This is a genomic window from Pseudomonas sp. PDM27, assembly GCF_019219205.1.
GTDB classification, from domain to species: Bacteria; Pseudomonadota; Gammaproteobacteria; order Pseudomonadales; family Pseudomonadaceae; genus Aquipseudomonas; species Aquipseudomonas laurylsulfatiphila.
The window spans coordinates 90,365-106,716 of record NZ_JAHUWF010000006.1; the positions used below are offsets into that span (position 1 = coordinate 90,365).

17 protein-coding genes are annotated in these 16,352 nt (G+C 60.8%); 16 read left to right on the forward strand and 1 reads right to left on the reverse strand.

The window, feature by feature from the left end; all coding sequences use genetic code 11:
* Window positions 1-6: 6 nt before the first annotated feature.
* The 16 genes from fabF (at window position 7) to araH (ending at window position 15,956) form a co-directional block, all read left to right on the forward strand.
* Window positions 7-1,251 carry a beta-ketoacyl-ACP synthase II gene (gene fabF, locus KW838_RS14480; RefSeq protein ID WP_102700896.1) on the forward strand — a complete coding sequence of 415 codons (1,245 nt, stop codon included), beginning with the start codon at window positions 7-9 and terminating at the stop codon, window positions 1,249-1,251.
* Window positions 1,251-2,066: an aminodeoxychorismate lyase gene (pabC, locus tag KW838_RS14485; protein WP_218501410.1), complete on the forward strand. Its 816-nt coding sequence runs from the start codon at window positions 1,251-1,253 to the stop codon at window positions 2,064-2,066. Before fabF ends, pabC begins: the two co-directional genes overlap by 1 nt.
* Window positions 2,067-2,069: 3 nt before the next feature.
* Window positions 2,070-3,302 (forward strand): endolytic transglycosylase MltG, encoded by a 1,233-nt coding sequence (gene mltG, locus KW838_RS14490; RefSeq protein ID WP_218501411.1) that lies wholly within the window; start codon window positions 2,070-2,072, stop codon window positions 3,300-3,302.
* A 19-nt stretch (window positions 3,303-3,321) separates the two neighbouring features.
* Window positions 3,322-3,954, forward strand: a complete 633-nt coding sequence (gene tmk, locus KW838_RS14495) for a dTMP kinase (protein WP_007977045.1) — start codon at window positions 3,322-3,324, stop codon at window positions 3,952-3,954.
* The gene (locus tag KW838_RS14500; RefSeq protein WP_218501412.1) at window positions 3,947-4,933 is read left to right on the forward strand and encodes a DNA polymerase III subunit delta'; all 987 of its coding nucleotides are present in this window, start codon (window positions 3,947-3,949) and stop codon (window positions 4,931-4,933) included. The genes tmk and KW838_RS14500 overlap by 8 nt, the downstream gene beginning before the upstream one ends.
* A 68-nt stretch (window positions 4,934-5,001) precedes the next feature.
* Window positions 5,002-5,787 carry a TatD family hydrolase gene (locus tag KW838_RS14505; protein WP_102673872.1) on the forward strand — a complete coding sequence of 262 codons (786 nt, stop codon included), beginning with the start codon at window positions 5,002-5,004 and terminating at the stop codon, window positions 5,785-5,787.
* 342 nt (window positions 5,788-6,129) lie between these two features.
* Window positions 6,130-6,768, forward strand: coding sequence for a TetR/AcrR family transcriptional regulator (locus KW838_RS14510; protein WP_007977040.1), 639 nt, complete (start codon window positions 6,130-6,132; stop codon window positions 6,766-6,768).
* A gap of 137 nt (window positions 6,769-6,905) precedes the next feature.
* Window positions 6,906-7,874 carry a GTP 3',8-cyclase MoaA gene (locus tag KW838_RS14515; protein WP_218501413.1) on the forward strand — a complete coding sequence of 323 codons (969 nt, stop codon included), beginning with the start codon at window positions 6,906-6,908 and terminating at the stop codon, window positions 7,872-7,874.
* A gap of 169 nt (window positions 7,875-8,043) precedes the next feature.
* Complete coding sequence (locus tag KW838_RS14520; RefSeq protein WP_102700891.1) at window positions 8,044-8,652, forward strand: DUF4823 domain-containing protein; 609 nt, start codon at window positions 8,044-8,046, stop codon at window positions 8,650-8,652.
* Window positions 8,653-8,668: 16 nt separating this feature from the next.
* Complete coding sequence (locus KW838_RS14525) at window positions 8,669-9,229, forward strand: DUF1285 domain-containing protein (RefSeq protein ID WP_218482733.1); 561 nt, start codon at window positions 8,669-8,671, stop codon at window positions 9,227-9,229.
* Window positions 9,230-9,420: 191 nt separating this feature from the next.
* Window positions 9,421-10,137 carry a FadR/GntR family transcriptional regulator gene (locus tag KW838_RS14530; protein ID WP_102700889.1) on the forward strand — a complete coding sequence of 239 codons (717 nt, stop codon included), beginning with the start codon at window positions 9,421-9,423 and terminating at the stop codon, window positions 10,135-10,137.
* Between the two features lie 123 nt (window positions 10,138-10,260).
* Window positions 10,261-11,136 carry an SMP-30/gluconolactonase/LRE family protein gene (locus tag KW838_RS14535; protein WP_218501414.1) on the forward strand — a complete coding sequence of 292 codons (876 nt, stop codon included), beginning with the start codon at window positions 10,261-10,263 and terminating at the stop codon, window positions 11,134-11,136.
* A gap of 274 nt (window positions 11,137-11,410) precedes the next feature.
* The gene (locus KW838_RS14540) at window positions 11,411-12,229 is read left to right on the forward strand and encodes an SDR family oxidoreductase (protein ID WP_102700887.1); all 819 of its coding nucleotides are present in this window, start codon (window positions 11,411-11,413) and stop codon (window positions 12,227-12,229) included.
* A gap of 138 nt (window positions 12,230-12,367) precedes the next feature.
* The gene (locus KW838_RS14545) at window positions 12,368-13,372 is read left to right on the forward strand and encodes a substrate-binding domain-containing protein (protein ID WP_102700886.1); all 1,005 of its coding nucleotides are present in this window, start codon (window positions 12,368-12,370) and stop codon (window positions 13,370-13,372) included.
* Window positions 13,373-13,436: 64 nt separating this feature from the next.
* The gene (gene araG / locus KW838_RS14550) at window positions 13,437-14,975 is read left to right on the forward strand and encodes an L-arabinose ABC transporter ATP-binding protein AraG (protein ID WP_218501415.1); all 1,539 of its coding nucleotides are present in this window, start codon (window positions 13,437-13,439) and stop codon (window positions 14,973-14,975) included.
* A 12-nt stretch (window positions 14,976-14,987) separates the two neighbouring features.
* Window positions 14,988-15,956, forward strand: coding sequence for an L-arabinose ABC transporter permease AraH (gene araH / locus KW838_RS14555; RefSeq protein WP_033048066.1), 969 nt, complete (start codon window positions 14,988-14,990; stop codon window positions 15,954-15,956).
* 71 nt (window positions 15,957-16,027) lie between these two features.
* Here the strand turns inward: araH and KW838_RS14560 are convergent, their stop codons facing one another.
* Window positions 16,028-16,351, reverse strand: coding sequence for a hypothetical protein (locus KW838_RS14560; protein ID WP_102700884.1), 324 nt, complete (start codon window positions 16,349-16,351; stop codon window positions 16,028-16,030).
* Window position 16,352: the final 1 nt, after the last annotated feature.

Genomic DNA, 16,352 nt, shown 5'->3' on the forward strand with positions numbered 1-16,352 from the left:
AGTGCTGTGTCGCGTAGACGCGTCGTAGTCACCGGTATGGGTATGTTGTCGCCACTGGGCACGGATGTGCCGAGCAGCTGGCAGGGCATTCTGGCTGGCCGCAGTGGCATTGGTCTGATCGAACACGCCGACCTTTCTGCCTATTCCACCCGTTTTGGCGGCTCGGTAAAGGACTTCAATGTCGAGGAATACCTGTCGGTCAAGGAAGCCCGCAAGCTCGACCTGTTCATTCAATACGGTCTGGCCGCAGGTTTTCAGGCGGTGCGCAACGCCGGTCTGGAAGTCACCGACGCCAACCGTGAGCGCATCGGCGTGGCCATGGGCTCGGGTATTGGCGGTCTGACCAATATCGAAGAGACCGCCCGCACGCTGCACGAGACCGGCCCACGACGGATTTCCCCGTTCTTCGTGCCAGGCTCGATCATCAATATGATTTCCGGTTTCCTGTCCATCCATCTGGGGGCACAGGGGCCTAACTACGCCATCGCCACGGCCTGTACCACCGGTACCCACTGCATTGGCATGGCAGCCCGCAACATCATGTACGACGAAGCCGACGTGATGATTGCCGGCGGCGCCGAGATGGCGGCCTGCGGTCTGGGCATGGGCGGCTTCGGTGCCTCCCGCGCGCTGTCGACCCGCAACGATGAGCCGACCCGCGCCAGCCGTCCATGGGACAAGGGCCGTGACGGCTTCGTGCTGTCCAATGGTGCCGGTGCACTGGTTCTGGAAGAGCTGGAACACGCCAGGGCCCGTGGTGCGACCATCTACGCCGAACTCATTGGCTTCGGCACCAGCGGCGATGCCTACCACATGACTTCGCCACCTGCCGATGGCGCGGGTGCTGCCCGTTGCATCACCAATGCGCTGCGCGATGCGAAGATCAATGGCGATCAAGTGCAGTACATCAACGCCCACGGCACGTCGACTCCCGCAGGCGATCTTGCTGAAGTCAATGCGATCAAGTCGGTGTTCGGTGAGCATGCCTACAAGCTGGCCGTCAGTTCGACCAAATCCATGACCGGCCACCTGCTGGGTGCGGCGGGCGCGGTCGAGGCGATCTTCAGCGTGCTGGCCATCAACAGCCAGGTGGCGCCGCCGACCATCAACCTCGATGAGCCGGATGAAGGCTGCGACCTCGATTTCGTGCCGCACACCGCGCGCAACATGGATATCGATGTGGTCGTCTCCAACTCCTTCGGTTTTGGCGGCACCAACGGCTCGCTGGTGTTCCGCCGGTTCGCAGGCTGATGGACAGCTGGGTCGACGGTCAGCCGGCTGACGCTTTGTCGCTGAAGGATCGCGGCCTGGCTTACGGCGATGGTCTGTTCGAGACCGTCGCCGTGCGCAACGGCAAGCCCGTGTTACTGGAGCGGCATCTGTCGCGTCTGGCGGATGGCTGTTCGCGTCTGGCGCTTGCTGCCGATCAGGAATTGATCCGCAGCGAACTGCTGGCCTACGCCGCGGCATTGGGTGACGGGGTGCTCAAGCTCATTCTCACCCGCGGCGACGGCCTGCGCGGTTACGCGCCCGATCCTTCGGCCCAGGCCCGACGCATTCTGCAAGGCAATCCACCTGCGGCTTACCCTGCCGCGCATGGCGAGCAGGGTGTTCGTCTGTTTCCTTGCGCCACTCGATTGTCCAGGCAGCCATTACTGGCCGGCCTCAAGCACCTCAACCGACTTGAACAAGTCCTCGCCCGTGCCGAATGGCAGGACACCGAGCATGCCGAAGGCTTGATGCTCGATCAGGCCGGGCGCGTGATCGAAGGCGTGTTCAGCAATCTGTTCCTGGTGCGTGACGGCGTGCTCATCACGGCTGACCTCAAGCGCTGCGGCGTGTCCGGGGTGATGCGTGCCGAACTATTGTTCCAGGCCAGATCGCTGGGAATCCCCACGCAAATCACCGACATTCCCCTCGAACAGCTGCAATGGGCTGACGAAGTCTTTGTCTGCAACAGCGTGTATGGTATCTGGCCGGTGCGTGCCTATGCTGCTCTTCACTGGCCGGTTGGGCCGCTCACCCGTAAACTCCAAACCATTGCCCGTGTGCTACTGGATGCTTGATACGTGAGACGTAAACTCTTGCTGCTGCTGGAAACCGGAGTGGTTCTGGCAGGGCTGCTGATGGGTGCTTCAGCCTGGAAAATTCATTCGGCGCTGGTACAGCCGCTGAACATTGCCCAGGAACAATTGCTGGATGTGCCCAAGGGCACCACACCGACCCGCACCTTCTACCGACTCGAAGCCAATTGTGTCATCAAGGACGCCTTCTGGCTGCGCGTGTATTGGCGCTTCAATCTCGGCAAACAACCGCTGCACAGCGGTGAATACCGCATGCAACCGGGCATGACCGTCGAAAGACTGATCGACCTGTGGAAACGCGGGGAAATGGTTCAGTACAGCCTGACCCTGGTAGAAGGCTGGAATTTCCGCCAGGTTCGCGCAGCGCTGGCCAAGGAAGAGAAGCTCGATCATAGCCTCGACGGTTTGAGCGACAGCCAGGTCATGGACAAGCTCGGCCACACCGGGATTTTTCCGGAAGGGCGCTTCTTCCCTGACACCTATCGTTACGTGCGCGGCATGTCCGATATCGAGCTGCTGAAAACCGCCTACGACCGCCTCGACGAAGTGCTCGCCAAGGAGTGGCAGCAGCGCTCTTCCGATGTGCCGTACACCGAGCCCTACCAGGCGCTGATCATGGCTTCGCTGGTGGAAAAGGAAACCGGCGTGCCGCAGGAGCGCGGGCAGATTGCCGGTGTGTTTGTGCGACGCATGGCGATGGGCATGCTGCTGCAGACCGATCCGACGGTGATCTACGGCCTCGGCGACCGCTACAGCGGTAAACTGACCCGGGCTCACCTAAGGGAATCGACGCCCTACAACACCTACATGAATGCGGGCCTGCCACCGACGCCGATTTCGATGGTCGGTCGCGAAGCCATTCATGCGGCACTCAATCCGGTGGAGGGCAGCAGCCTTTACTTCGTGGCCCGCGGTGATGGCACTCACGTGTTCTCCGACGACCTGGATGCCCACAACAATGCCGTGAAGGAGTTCCAGCTCAAGCGTCGCACCGATTACCGCTCCAGCCCGGCGCCCACTGCCACGCCAGAGACGGCGCCGACCCAGACTGAGCAGAACGGCACGCAGGAAGCCAAGGCTTCGCAGGAGCTGGCTCCGATCCCGGCCGCTTCACCGAACACGGCTCCCGAGGCACTGCCGCAAGTGCCGGCGCAAGATCCTGCGCCAGCTCCGGAAACACCGGAACCCGATGCAAGCGCACCGAAAAGCCCGCAATGACTCTGACTAAGGACTGCCTGTGACTGGCTTGTTTATTACTCTGGAAGGCCCGGAAGGCGCCGGCAAGAGCACCAATCGCGAATACCTGGCCGAGCGCTTGCGCGCCGCCGGCATCGAGGTGGTGCTGACCCGCGAGCCGGGGGGCACGCCGTTGGCCGAGCGCATCCGTGAGGTGTTGTTGGCTCCCGTCGACGAAGTCATGAACCCGGATACCGAGTTGCTGTTGGTGTTCGCGGCGCGTGCCCAGCACCTGGCTGAAGTGATTCGCCCGGCGCTGGCCCGCGGTGCCGTGGTCTTGTGTGATCGTTTTACCGATTCGACTTACGCCTACCAGGGCGGTGGCCGTGGCTTGTCGCTTGAGCGCATCGCGGCTCTGGAAACCTTCGTTCAAGGCGATCTGCGCCCGGACCTGACACTGATTTTCGATCTGCCTGTCGAGGTGGGTCTGGCCCGCGCCAGCGCACGCGGCCGCCTGGATCGCTTCGAACTCGAAGGCCGGACCTTTTTCGATGCCGTACGCCATGCGTTCCTCAAGCGGGCCAAGGCGGATCCGGCGCGTTATGTGCTGGTCGATGCGGCCCAACCGTTGGCACAGGTTCAGCAATCGCTGGATGCCTTGTTGCCGCGCCTGCTGGAGTTGAACCGTGGCTGAGGCCTATCCGTGGCAGGAAAGCCTCTGGCAGCACCTGGCGGGTCGTGCGCAGCATGCGCACGCCTACCTGCTGCATGGCCCGGCCGGGATCGGCAAGCGCGCACTGGCCGAGCGCCTGATGGCCAGCTTGCTATGCCAGCGCCCGAAGGCGCTGGAGGCCTGCGGCGAATGCAAATCCTGCCTGCTGCTCAAGGCTGGCAGTCACCCGGATAACTACATCCTGGAACCGGAGGAAGCCGACAAGGCGATCAAGGTCGATCAGGTTCGCGATCTGGTCGGTTTCGTGGTGCAGACCGCGCAGTTGGGCGGGCGCAAAGTGGTGCTGATCGAGCCGGTCGAGTCGATGAACATCAACGCCGCCAACGCCTTGCTCAAGAGCCTCGAAGAGCCGTCCGGCGATACGGTTTTATTGCTGGTCAGCCACCAGCCGAGCCGCTTGTTGCCCACCATCAAGAGTCGCTGCGTGCAGCAGGCCTGCCCGCTGCCGGGCGAGGCCATGAGCTTGAAGTGGCTGGCCCAGGCATTGCCGGAATGTTCCGAAGAGGAGCGCGTCGAGTTGCTGACGCTGGCCGCCGGTTCGCCACTGGCGGCGGTCAATCTCCAGGCCCAGGGCGTGCGTGAACAGCGCATGCAAGTCGTGGAAGGGGTGAAGAAACTCCTCAAGCAACAGCAGTCGCCGACGCAACTGGCCGAAGAATGGAAAAACATTCCGATGTTGCGCCTGTTCGATTGGTTCTGCGACTGGTCGAGCCTGATCCTGCGCTATCAGTTGACCCAGGACGAAGCCGGCCTTGGCCTGGCCGACATGCGCAAGGTGGTGCAATACCTGGCGCAGAAAAGCGCCCAGGGCAAAGTCCTCGATATCCAGGACTGGATTCTCGCCCAACGACAGAAAGTCTTGAGCAAGGCCAACCTCAATCCGGCCTTGCTGCTGGAGGCCTTGCTGGTGCAATGGGCGTCGTTGCCTGCCCAAAGATGACTGCCTGCGCCTAGACTCTATCAGTACACCCGACCGTCCCACCCATTCGATGTAAGTTGCAGCCCTTTATGCTCGTAGATTCCCATTGTCACCTCGATCGCCTCGACCTGGCCGCCCACGACGGCTCCCTGGATGCTGCCCTGGATGCCGCCCGGCAGCGCGGGGTTGGGCACTTTCTGTGTATCGGTGTCAGCGCGGACAACGCGGCCGACGTCAAGGCCCTGGCCGAACGTTATGACGACGTCGACTGCTCGGTGGGCGTGCACCCTCTGGATGTACAACCGGGTGCCGCGCCGGCGCTGGACTGGCTGTTGCAGGAGCTCAATCACCCGCGTGTGGTCGCCATCGGCGAAACCGGCCTCGATTACCACTACGAGCCGGAAGCGGCGCAGTTGCAGCAGGAATCCTTTCGCCTGCACCTGCAAGCGGCGCAGCAGACCGGCAAACCGGTGATCATCCACACCCGCGGGGCCCGCACCGATACCCTGGACTTGCTGCGCGAAGCGGCATTGCCCCAGGCGGGCGTATTGCACTGCTTTACCGAAGACTGGGACATGGCGAAGGCTGCACTGGACATGGGCTATTACATTTCCTTGTCCGGGATTGTCACTTTTCGCAATGCCGATGCGTTGCGCGATGTGGCCAGCAAGGTGCCGGCCGACCGCTTGCTGGTGGAAACCGATTCGCCCTACCTGGCGCCGATTCCCCATCGCGGCAAGCCAAACCTGCCGCAGTACGTGCGTGAAGTAGCGGAATTTCTGGCAATGTTGCGTGGTGAACCCTATGAGCGGTTTGCCGAGCAGACCACGGCCAATTTCAAGCGGCTGTTCCCGCTGGCGCATGTAAAAGGTTAAATCGCAGGCAAAAAAAACCCGGGTTCTGGGGGGTGAATCCGGGTTAAGACCATTAGGAGTAAAACAATGGCACGCGGTCCGTTGGTACCAATATCGGCGTGACACTTGGGGGAGATGCCCCGCCGACAGTTCAAGTATTGATCAGGATTGCGCCTCGTCCAGTTTGCTGGTCAGGGTTTTTAAACAAATTTGGAATACGTGCGCTTCGGAAGAGTTCTCATCAACCGGTAATCGTGCGCGGAATGACCGGAAAGTGCAGATATGGTCGGATGATCCGTGCATTTTTGCGTAAGTTAGGCATAATACGCGGCTTCGAATTTTGACCCCGACAGACCTTTTCTTATGCATAAAGAACCTCGTAAGGTCCGTGAGTTTCGTCGCCGCGAGCAGGAAATTCTCGATACCGCGCTAAAGCTGTTCCTCGAACAAGGTGAAGACAGTGTCACCGTCGAGATGATTGCTGATGCCGTCGGTATCGGCAAAGGCACGATCTACAAGCATTTCAAATCCAAGGCGGAAATCTATCTGCGCCTGATGCTCGACTACGAGCGCGATTTGAACGCACTGCTGCATTCGGCCGATGTCGACAAGGACAAGGAAGCCCTGTCCCGGGCCTACTTCGAATTCCGCATGCGCGATCCACAACGCTATCGCCTTTTCGACCGCCTCGAAGAGAAAGTGGTCAAGGGCAACCAGGTACCGGAGATGATCGAGGAGCTGCACAAGATCCGTGCCTCGAACTTCGAACGCCTGACCCTGCTGATCAAGGGCCGGATCAGCGAAGGCAAGCTGGAAGACGTGCCACCTTACTTCCACTACTGCGCGTCCTGGGCGCTGGTGCACGGCGCCGTCGCGCTGTATCACTCGCCGTTCTGGAGCAATGTGCTGGAAGATCAGGAAGGTTTCTTCCAGTTCCTGATGGACATCGGCGTGCGCATGGGCAACAAACGCAAGCGCGACACCGACACTTCCGGCAGCTGATTCATTCAGTTGCCTTATTGCGCCATGATTTCGCTACTTGGCGCAGTAGCGCAGGAATATACTCAGGTAGAGGACTTGCTAAAACTTGATTTCTGAGTCAAGTTTTAGCAGCCCGATATTCTTCCGCCGGAGTGACCATGATCGTTGACCGTCAAGGCAGGCGTTTTCGCAACTTGCGAATCAGTCTGACCTCTGCCTGCAATTACGCCTGTACCTACTGCGTGCCCAACGGCAAGCGGCTGGTGGCTGCGCAGGATGAATTGTCGGCCGAAGCGATGGCACGCGGTGTGGCTTATCTGATTGAGGCGGCAGGGATCGAGCGTCTGCGCATTACTGGCGGCGAGCCGCTGGTCAGCCCGAAACTCGAAGCGTTCATGACGGCGGTCGGGCAGATGGGCCTGGAAGACATCAGCCTGACCACCAATGGCCAGCTGCTGGCGAAGAAACTGCCGCTGCTGGTGAGCGCCGGCATTCGGCGCCTCAACGTTTCCCTCGACACCCTCGACGCCAGTGCGTTCCGCGGCATTGCCCGGGGCGGCGACTTGGCCACCGTGCTAAACGGCATGAACGAGGCCAGTGCAGCCGGCATGAAGATCAAGGTCAACATGGTGCCGCTGCGCGGACAGAACCTTGATCAAGTGATGCCGCTGCTCGACTACTGCCTGGAGCGCGGTTATGAACTGCGCTTCATCGAGCTGATGCGCATGGGCCACCTGGCCAACGACTCCAATGCGTTTTTGCAGCAGTTTGTCAGCCTCCAGCAATTGCTGAGTCTGATCGGTGAGCGCTATGAATATCTGCAGGCCGATGCCCCGGTCGATGCAACGGCGGTTCGTTATGAAATTCCCGGCCAGGGTTACTTCGGCGTGATCGCCAACGAAAGTGTGCCGTTCTGCCGGACCTGCTCGCGACTGCGCTTGTCTTCCACCGGGTGGCTGCATGGCTGCCTGTCGTCGAGCAATCGCCATTACGTCGGCGACCTGCTGGACAAACCGCGCCACCAGGCGCTGCCGGCCTTGCAGAGACTCCTGGTGAAAGCCTTGGGGGACAAGCAGGAAGTGGCGTTCTCTGGCGGCGCGACTGTCATGAAGATTATCGGCGGCTGAACCGGCCTCATCGCGGGCAAGCCACGCTCCCACAGGTTTGCGTAAACCCTTGTGGGAGCGAGCTTGCTCGCGATGGCTATGGATAAGCCAACAATGCCCATGAGCTGGCGCAAAAGCTGCATCCTACGGCCATTCGCCGGTTTTCCGACACCGGCCTCTGGAGGATAGGATGCGTAGCCTGGTTTTGCTGCTGGCCGTTTTGGCGCTTGGTGGCTGCATGAACGTCAGCGATATGGCCGAAGGGACTCGTTACCATATGAGCGATGCGGGGCTGCTCGATCACAGCGACAGCCGGCGCGTAAACAACCTGCGCATTCAACCGGATTCGTTCGTCTACATCGCCCAGGGCGCTTTCATGCCGCCGGGCAGCGCCATTTACCCGCGGCCCAACGTGATTGCCGAAGTCGCCTTCGATGGCTTCGTCGAATACTTCCCGATGGTCCGCCGTGCCCGCACGCCGGAAGGCCTCGACCAGGCCATGGGCGAAGCCCGTGCCGCCGGTGCGCACTATCTGCTCTACACCCGATTCGCCAAGTCGGACGACCGTATCGGCAACTCGGACGAATGGCTGGATCAGGAAGCCCTGGATCGCCTCGGCATCGACAGCGGTATGATTCAGATCATGTTGATCGAGACCAGCACCCAGTATTTGATTGATACTGCGACCATCAAGAGTCGTGGCGGTTTACTGACGTTCCACGATAAAAAACCCGAAGACCTGATGGGCCCGCCGCTGGAGCAATATGCGCGCGGCCTGTTGGGGCTCAGCGACCAGTAACTTCAAGGAGAACGCCATGAGTGGCCCGCAAAAAGCCAACGACTTGCTGGGGCAGATCCCCAAGACCAAAGGCTTGCCGCCGGTGCACCTGTGGAACCCCGATTTCTGCGGCGACATCGACATGCGCATCGCCCGGGACGGCACCTGGTATTACCTGGGCACGCCGATCGGGCGTAAGCCGATGGTCAAGCTGTTCTCCACCATCATTCGCCGCGACGGCGATGATTATTTCCTGATTACCCCGGTGGAAAAGGTCGGCATCAAAGTCGACGATGCGCCGTTCGTGGCGATTGCGGTGGACGTGGAAGGCGAGGGTGAGGCGCAGGTGTTGCGCTTCACCACCAACGTCGATGAAACCACCGAGGCCGGTGCGGAGCATCCGCTGCGCGTAGTGATCGATCCCGACACGCAGGAGCCAGCCCCTTACGTCCATGTGCGCAGCAATCTAGAGGCGTTGATCCATCGCAATGTGTTCTATCAGCTGGTAGAGCTGGCAGTGAGCCGAGAGATCGACGGCCAGCGCTGGCTCGGTGTCTGGAGTGGCGGCGAGTTTTTCCCCATCGGCCTCGAACCCTGACGCAAAACCCTGTGGGAGCGGGCTTGCTCGCGAAAGCGCTGGGTCAGCCGACATCTTTGTTGGATGTGACTCCGTCTTCGCGAGCAAGCCCGCTCCCACATTAGATTTCTGATTTCTTCAAAAAATCAAATTGACACCCAATCGTATGATGATTAGCGTGGTCCTCCATCGCATACGGCTTCGAGGTGCCCATGTCCAACAGCTTTCATGCTACGACGGTCGACTGGCTGGGATGCTGGCTGGCCACGGGGCAGGTCAGGCCGGGTGAGTCACTCAAGGTCGAAGCCGACCTCGGCGAGCAACTTGGCGTGAGCCGCACGGTCATCCGCGAAGCGATCAAAACCCTGGTTGCCAAAGGCATGCTCGAGGTCGGCCCGAAAGTCGGCACGCGGGTGTTGCCGGTGCGGCGCTGGAACCTCTTCGATCCACAAGTCGTCGGCTGGCTGTCGCGCAGCGGCTTGCCGGAAAACTTCGTCGACGATCTGCTCGATTTGCGTCGCACCATCGAACCGATGGCCGTGCGCTGGGCTTGCGAGCGCGCGACCGGCGAACAGGTGGACGCGATCCTGTTGGCCTGCAACGCACTGGAACGGGCAGTGGACAACGGCATCGATTACAACCGTGCCGACCAGCTCTTCCACGAGTGCATCCTCGCCGCCAGCCACAATCAATTCATCGAACAAATGGTTCCCGCCCTCGGCGCGTTGCTGGCGGTGGCCTTTGAAGTGTCCGCTGCCGATCCGGATGAACTGCGTCGCACCTTGCCGATTCACCGGGACCTGGCCGAGGCTATCGCGGCCCGTGATACCGCTCGGGGTGTCTGGGCTTGCATGACCCTGATCGATAACGCCGCCCTGGCGATCAAGCGTTACTACCCGCAAGTCATGGCCGACAAAAAGGCCAGCTGAGAACTCGAACCGCTGTAGGAGCGAGCTTGCTCGCGATGGTGTATCAGCACCACGAGGCCGACTGACACACCATCGCCAGCAAGCTCGCTCCATCATAAAAACAAGAACCCTGCAGGAGGTTTCATGACGTTGACGGCGGTTACCGGGCATCGGGCGAAACTGGGCGAAGGTCCGTTCTGGGATGCGCCGACCCAGGCCCTGTATTGGGTGGATATCGCGGGTAAACAGGCGTTGCGGTTGATCGGCGCCAACGTGCAGATCTGGCAGATGCCGGAACATGTGTCCGCCTTTATCCCCTGTGAAAGCGGCGACGCGCTGGTGACATTGAGCAGTGGCGTGTATCGGCTCGATCTCGATTCACCGGGCCTGGCGCCGCGCCTGACATTGTTCTGCGTGGCCGATCCGCAACCGGGCAACCGCCCCAACGAAGCCCGCTGCGACGCCCAGGGCCGGCTCTGGCTGGGTACCATGCAAAACAATATCGGAGAACAGGGTGAAGACCTGCCCATCGTGCGCCGTTCGGGTGGACTGTTTCGCATCGATCGTACCGGGCGGGTTGTGCCGTTACTGCGCAACCTGGGCATTCCCAACACGCTGTTGTGGAGCGATGACGGCACCCGCGTTTATTTCGGCGACAGCCTCGATGGCACCTTGTATCGACACTTCATCCGCAGCGACGGCGTCCTCGATGCGCCGCAGGCCTGGTTTGGCCCGCATGGGCGCGGCGGCCCGGACGGTTCGGCGATGGATGCCGAAGGTTTTATCTGGAATGCCCGTTGGGATGGACACTGTCTGCTCAGGTTGAGCCCTGACGGCAAAATCGACCGGACCATCGAACTGCCGATCAGTCGTCCCACCAGTTGCGTGTTCGGTGGTGCAGACCTGAAAACCCTGTACATCACCAGCGCGGCGAGTCCGCTGGGACATCCCCTGGATGGGGGCGTGTTGTCGATTCCGGTGGAGGTGCCCGGGAAGCGTTGCACGCGCTTTGCGGATTAAGTCCCATAATATGGGATGTAAATATATATATTGAGATTTGTCGCAGGCCAGGTTTATAGTCGGCCTCACCAGTTACATGCACTCACACTCAAAAAAACAAAACAGGTGAAGTGATGCAGCGAAACTCCCCCGTGCTCCCTTGCGGAGACAATGCCGCAAAGCGTTTTCAAGCTGAAACGTTTTCGCGCTTACCTGTTTTCTTCCACAACGCCTTTTGACCGGCCATCGACTGATGTCCGGTTTTCGTCGTGTTTTCGAACAGGAGTCTTGAACCATGGCTGAACCGCTGTCATTGCCCCCGGTGCCCGAACCGCCCAAGGGTGAGCGCCTCAAAGACAAAGTCGTGCTGCTGACCGGTGCCGCCCAGGGCATTGGCGAGGCCATTGTGGCAACCTTTGCGTCCCAGCAGGCCAGGCTGATCATCAGCGACATCCAGGCCGAGAAGGTCGAGAAGGTCGCGGCGCACTGGCGCGGACAGGGCGCCGACGTGGTGGCGATCAAGGCTGACGTTTCACAGCCGCAGGACCTGCAGGCGATGGCCAGGCTGGCGGTCGAGCGACACGGCCGGATCGATGTGCTGGTCAACTGCGCCGGGGTCAACGTGTTCCGTGATCCGCTGGAAATGACCGAGGAAGACTGGCGTCGCTGCTTTGCCATTGACCTCGATGGCGCGTGGTATGGCTGCAAGGCGGTGCTGCCGCAGATGATCGAGCAGGGCATCGGCAGCATCATCAATATTGCCTCGACCCATTCCTCCCACATCATTCCGGGCTGCTTTCCCTACCCGGTGGCCAAGCACGGCTTGCTCGGCCTGACCCGCGCGCTGGGCATCGAATATGCGTCCAGGGGCATCCGCGTCAACGCCATCGCACCGGGCTATATCGAAACTCAGATCAATATCGATTACTGGAACGGTTTCACCGACCCTCACGCTGAGCGCCAACGTGCGTTTGACCTGCATCCACCCAAACGCATCGGCCAGCCGATTGAAGTGGCGATGACCGCGGTGTTCCTGGCCAGTGATGAAGCACCGTTCATCAATGCCTCGTGCATCACCATCGATGGTGGGCGTTCGGTGATGTATCACGACTGAGTGACCGGGCTTTCAGGCGTCCTGGTACGTCTGAAATCCAATCATCATACGATATGACTATTGGCGGTTCGGTTTACCGCCTTGGCTTTACAGAACGCTTTCAAAGAACGCTCAACAAAAATAACAAGGAGTCAGCTTATGAATCGTCGTCATGCTATCCGTTCCCTGTGCTGTGCCGCGTTGGCGGTCTCGGCGGTCAGCCTGAGCAGCACGCTGCTGGCGGCCGAGGAAGTGAAAATCGGTTTCCTGGTCAAGCAGGCGGAAGAACCCTGGTTCCAGACTGAATGGGCGTTTGCCGAAAAGGCCGGGAAAGAGAAGGGCTTCACCCTGATCAAGATCGCCGTGCCGGACGGTGAGAAAACCCTGTCGGCCATCGACAGCCTCGCGGCCAATGGCGCCAAAGGCTTCGTGATCTGCCCGCCGGACGTGTCCCTCGGCCCGGCAATCATGGCCAAGGCCAAGCTCAACGGGTTGAAGGTGATCGCCGTCGATGACCGTTTCGTCGATGCCAGCGGCAAGTTCATGGAAGACGTGCCGTACCTCGGCATGGCCGCGTTCGAAGTCGGCCAGAAGCAAGGCCATGCCATGGCCACCGAGGCGAAGAAACGCGGCTGGGACTGGAAAGATACGTACGCGGTAATCAACACCTACAACGAACTCGACACCGGCAAGAAGCGCACCGACGGTTCGGTGAAAGCCCTGGAAGACGCCGGCATGCCGAAGGACCACATCCTGTTCTCGGCCCTCAAGACCCTCGACGTGCCGGGCAGCATGGACGCCACCAACTCGGCATTGGTGAAACTGCCGAGTGCAGCGAAGAACCTGATCATCGGCGGCATGAACGACAACACCGTACTCGGCGGTGTGCGCGCCACCGAGAGTGCCGGGTTCGCTGCGGCCAACGTGATCGGCATCGGCATCAATGGTACCGACGCCATCGGCGAGCTGAAGAAGCCCGACAGCGGCTTTTATGGTTCGATGCTGCCGAGCCCGCACATCGAGGGCTACAACACCGCAAGCATGATGTATGAGTGGGTCACCACCGGCAAGGAACCGGCGAAGTACACCGCCATGGATGACGTGACGCTGATCACCCGCGACAACTTCAAGCAGGAACTGGAAAAGATCGGCCTGTGGAACTGATGGCCATTGATTTCAGCGGCGGCTGCGGCGACGGGGCTGCCTGTCCGGTTTGAAGAGGTGGGTTATGCACGCGCAAACACATACACAACAACACAGCGGCAGCTTGCGCTTCAACGGGATCGGCAAGACCTTTCCCGGGGTGAAGGCGCTGGACAACATCAGCTTCGTCGCCCATCCGGGGCAGGTTCATGCCTTGATGGGCGAGAACGGCGCCGGCAAATCGACGCTGCTGAAAATCCTCGGCGGGGCCTACATACCCAGCAGCGGAGCCTTGCAGATCGGCGAGCGGACGATGGACTTCAAGTCCACCGCCGACAGCATCGGCAGTGGCGTCGCGGTGATCCACCAGGAACTGCATCTGGTGCCGGAAATGACCGTGGCGGAGAACCTGTTTCTCGGGCATCTGCCGGCCAGTTTTGGCCTGATCAATCGCGGCACCCTGCGCCAGCAGGCGCTGGCCTGTCTCAAAGGCCTGGCCGATGAGATTGACCCGCAGGAGAAAGTCGGGCGCCTGTCCCTGGGGCAACGGCAACTGGTGGAAATCGCCAAGGCGCTGTCCCGTGGCGCCCATGTGATTGCCTTCGACGAACCCACCAGCAGCCTTTCGGCGCGGGAGATCGACCGCCTGATGGCGATCATCGGCCGGCTGCGGGACGAGGGCAAAGTGGTGCTCTACGTCTCCCACCGCATGGAAGAAGTGTTCCGCATCTGCAATGCGGTGACGGTGTTCAAGGACGGGCGATACGTGCGCACGTTCGATGACATGAGCGAGCTGACCCATGATCAATTGGTCACCTGCATGGTCGGGCGCGACATCCAGGACATCTACGATTACCGCCCGCGCCAGCGCGGCGCGGTGGCACTCAAGGTCGACGGTCTGCTCGGGCCGGGGTTACGCGAGCCCGTGAGTTTCGAGGTGCACAAAGGCGAGATCCTCGGGTTGTTCGGGTTGGTGGGCGCCGGTCGCACCGAACTGTTGCGCCTGCTCAGCGGCCTGACACGCAACAGCGCCGGACAGCTGAAACTGCGTGGCCATGCACTGAAGCTGCGTTCACCCCGGGACGCGATTGCCGCCGGGATCCTGTTGTGCCCCGAGGACCGCAAGAAGGAAGGCATCCTGCCGCTGGCCAGTGTCGCCGAGAACATCAACATCAGCGCCCGCGGCGCCCACTCCACCTTCGGCTGCCTGTTGCGTGGCTTGTGGGAGAAAGGCAACGCCGACCAGCAGATCAAAGCGCTCAAGGTGAAAACACCACATGCCGGGCAGCCGATCAAGTTTCTATCCGGCGGCAATCAACAGAAGGCCATTCTCGGCCGCTGGCTGTCGATGCCGATGAAAGTGCTGCTGCTCGACGAACCGACCCGCGGCATCGATATCGGCGCCAAGGCCGAGATCTACCAGATCATCCATAACCTGGCGGCCGAAGGGATCGCGGTGATTGTGGTGTCCAGCGACTTGATGGAAGTCATGGGCATTTCCGACCGCATCCTGGTGCTGTGCGAAGGCGCGCTGCGTGGCGAACTGAGCCGCGACCAGGCCAACGAATCCAACCTGCTGCAACTGGCTTTGCCGCGCCAACGCGCCGACGGCGTGGCGAACTGAGAGGTGACTATGATGACAACCCAAAACAACACCCTGCCGACTACACGCAAACCGCTGGATATGCGGCGCTTTCTAGATGACTGGGTAATGCTGCTGGCGGCCGTCGGAATCTTCGTGCTCTGTACCCTGATGATCGACAACTTCCTGTCGCCGCTGAACATGCGTGGCCTGGGCCTGGCGATTTCCACCACCGGCATTGCCGCGTGCACCATGTTGTATTGCCTGGCGTCCGGGCATTTCGACTTGTCGGTGGGCTCGGTGATTGCCTGTGCCGGGGTGGTTGCGGCGGTGGTGATGCGCGACACCAACAGTGTGTTTCTCGGTGTCTGTGCAGCGCTGGTGATGGGCCTGATCGTCGGGCTGATCAACGGCATCGTCATCGCCAAGCTGCGGGTCAACGCGCTGATCACCACGCTGGCGACCATGCAGATAGTGCGCGGCCTGGCTTACATCTTCGCCAACGGCAAAGCGGTGGGGGTATCCCAGGAGTCGTTCTTCGTGTTCGGTAACGGCCAGATGTTCGGCGTGCCGGTACCGATCCTGATCACCATCGTCTGCTTCCTGTTCTTCGGCTGGCTGCTGAACTACACGACCTATGGGCGCAACACCATGGCCATCGGCGGCAATCAGGAGGCGGCGTTGCTGGCCGGGGTCAATGTCGACCGGACCAAGATCATCATCTTTGCCGTGCATGGCGTGATTGGCGCGTTGGCCGGGGTGATCCTGGCGTCGCGCATGACCTCCGGCCAACCGATGATCGGCCAGGGTTTCGAGCTGACCGTGATCTCGGCCTGTGTACTGGGCGGGGTATCGTTGAGTGGCGGTATCGGCATGATCCGGCACGTGATTGCCGGGGTGTTGATTCTGGCGATCATCGAGAATGCGATGAACCTGAAGAACATCGATACGTTTTATCAGTATGTGATTCGCGGTTCGATCTTGCTGCTGGCGGTGGTTATTGACCGCCTCAAGCAACGCTGAGACTCATTTCCTCTGTGTGCGGGTTTGCCCGTGAAGGGGCCATCAGCTTCAGTACATTTATCCTGGCTTCACTATTGCCTCATATTGCTGTCCTCGTCCTCGGTGGTGCTTGAGCCGAGACCACCGCTGCCGGGCGTTTTTTTGTCCGGCAAATCCGCCCCGCCCTGACGCCCCATGTCATTGCCCTGGATGCGTGGGTCGGTGCCGGTGGACGGAGGCAGGTTGTGGTCGATCGTGGTGCCATCGGTGTTCATGCCGGGGGCACTCTGGATGGCTGGCGCCCTGGGTTTTTCCACCGGATTGGTCGGGCCGGTGCTTGAGCCGAGGGTCCCGGCGAACGAGGCACAAGACAGCAGGGCGGTGAGGGCGAGGGCGGTCAACCTGGACAGGATCATG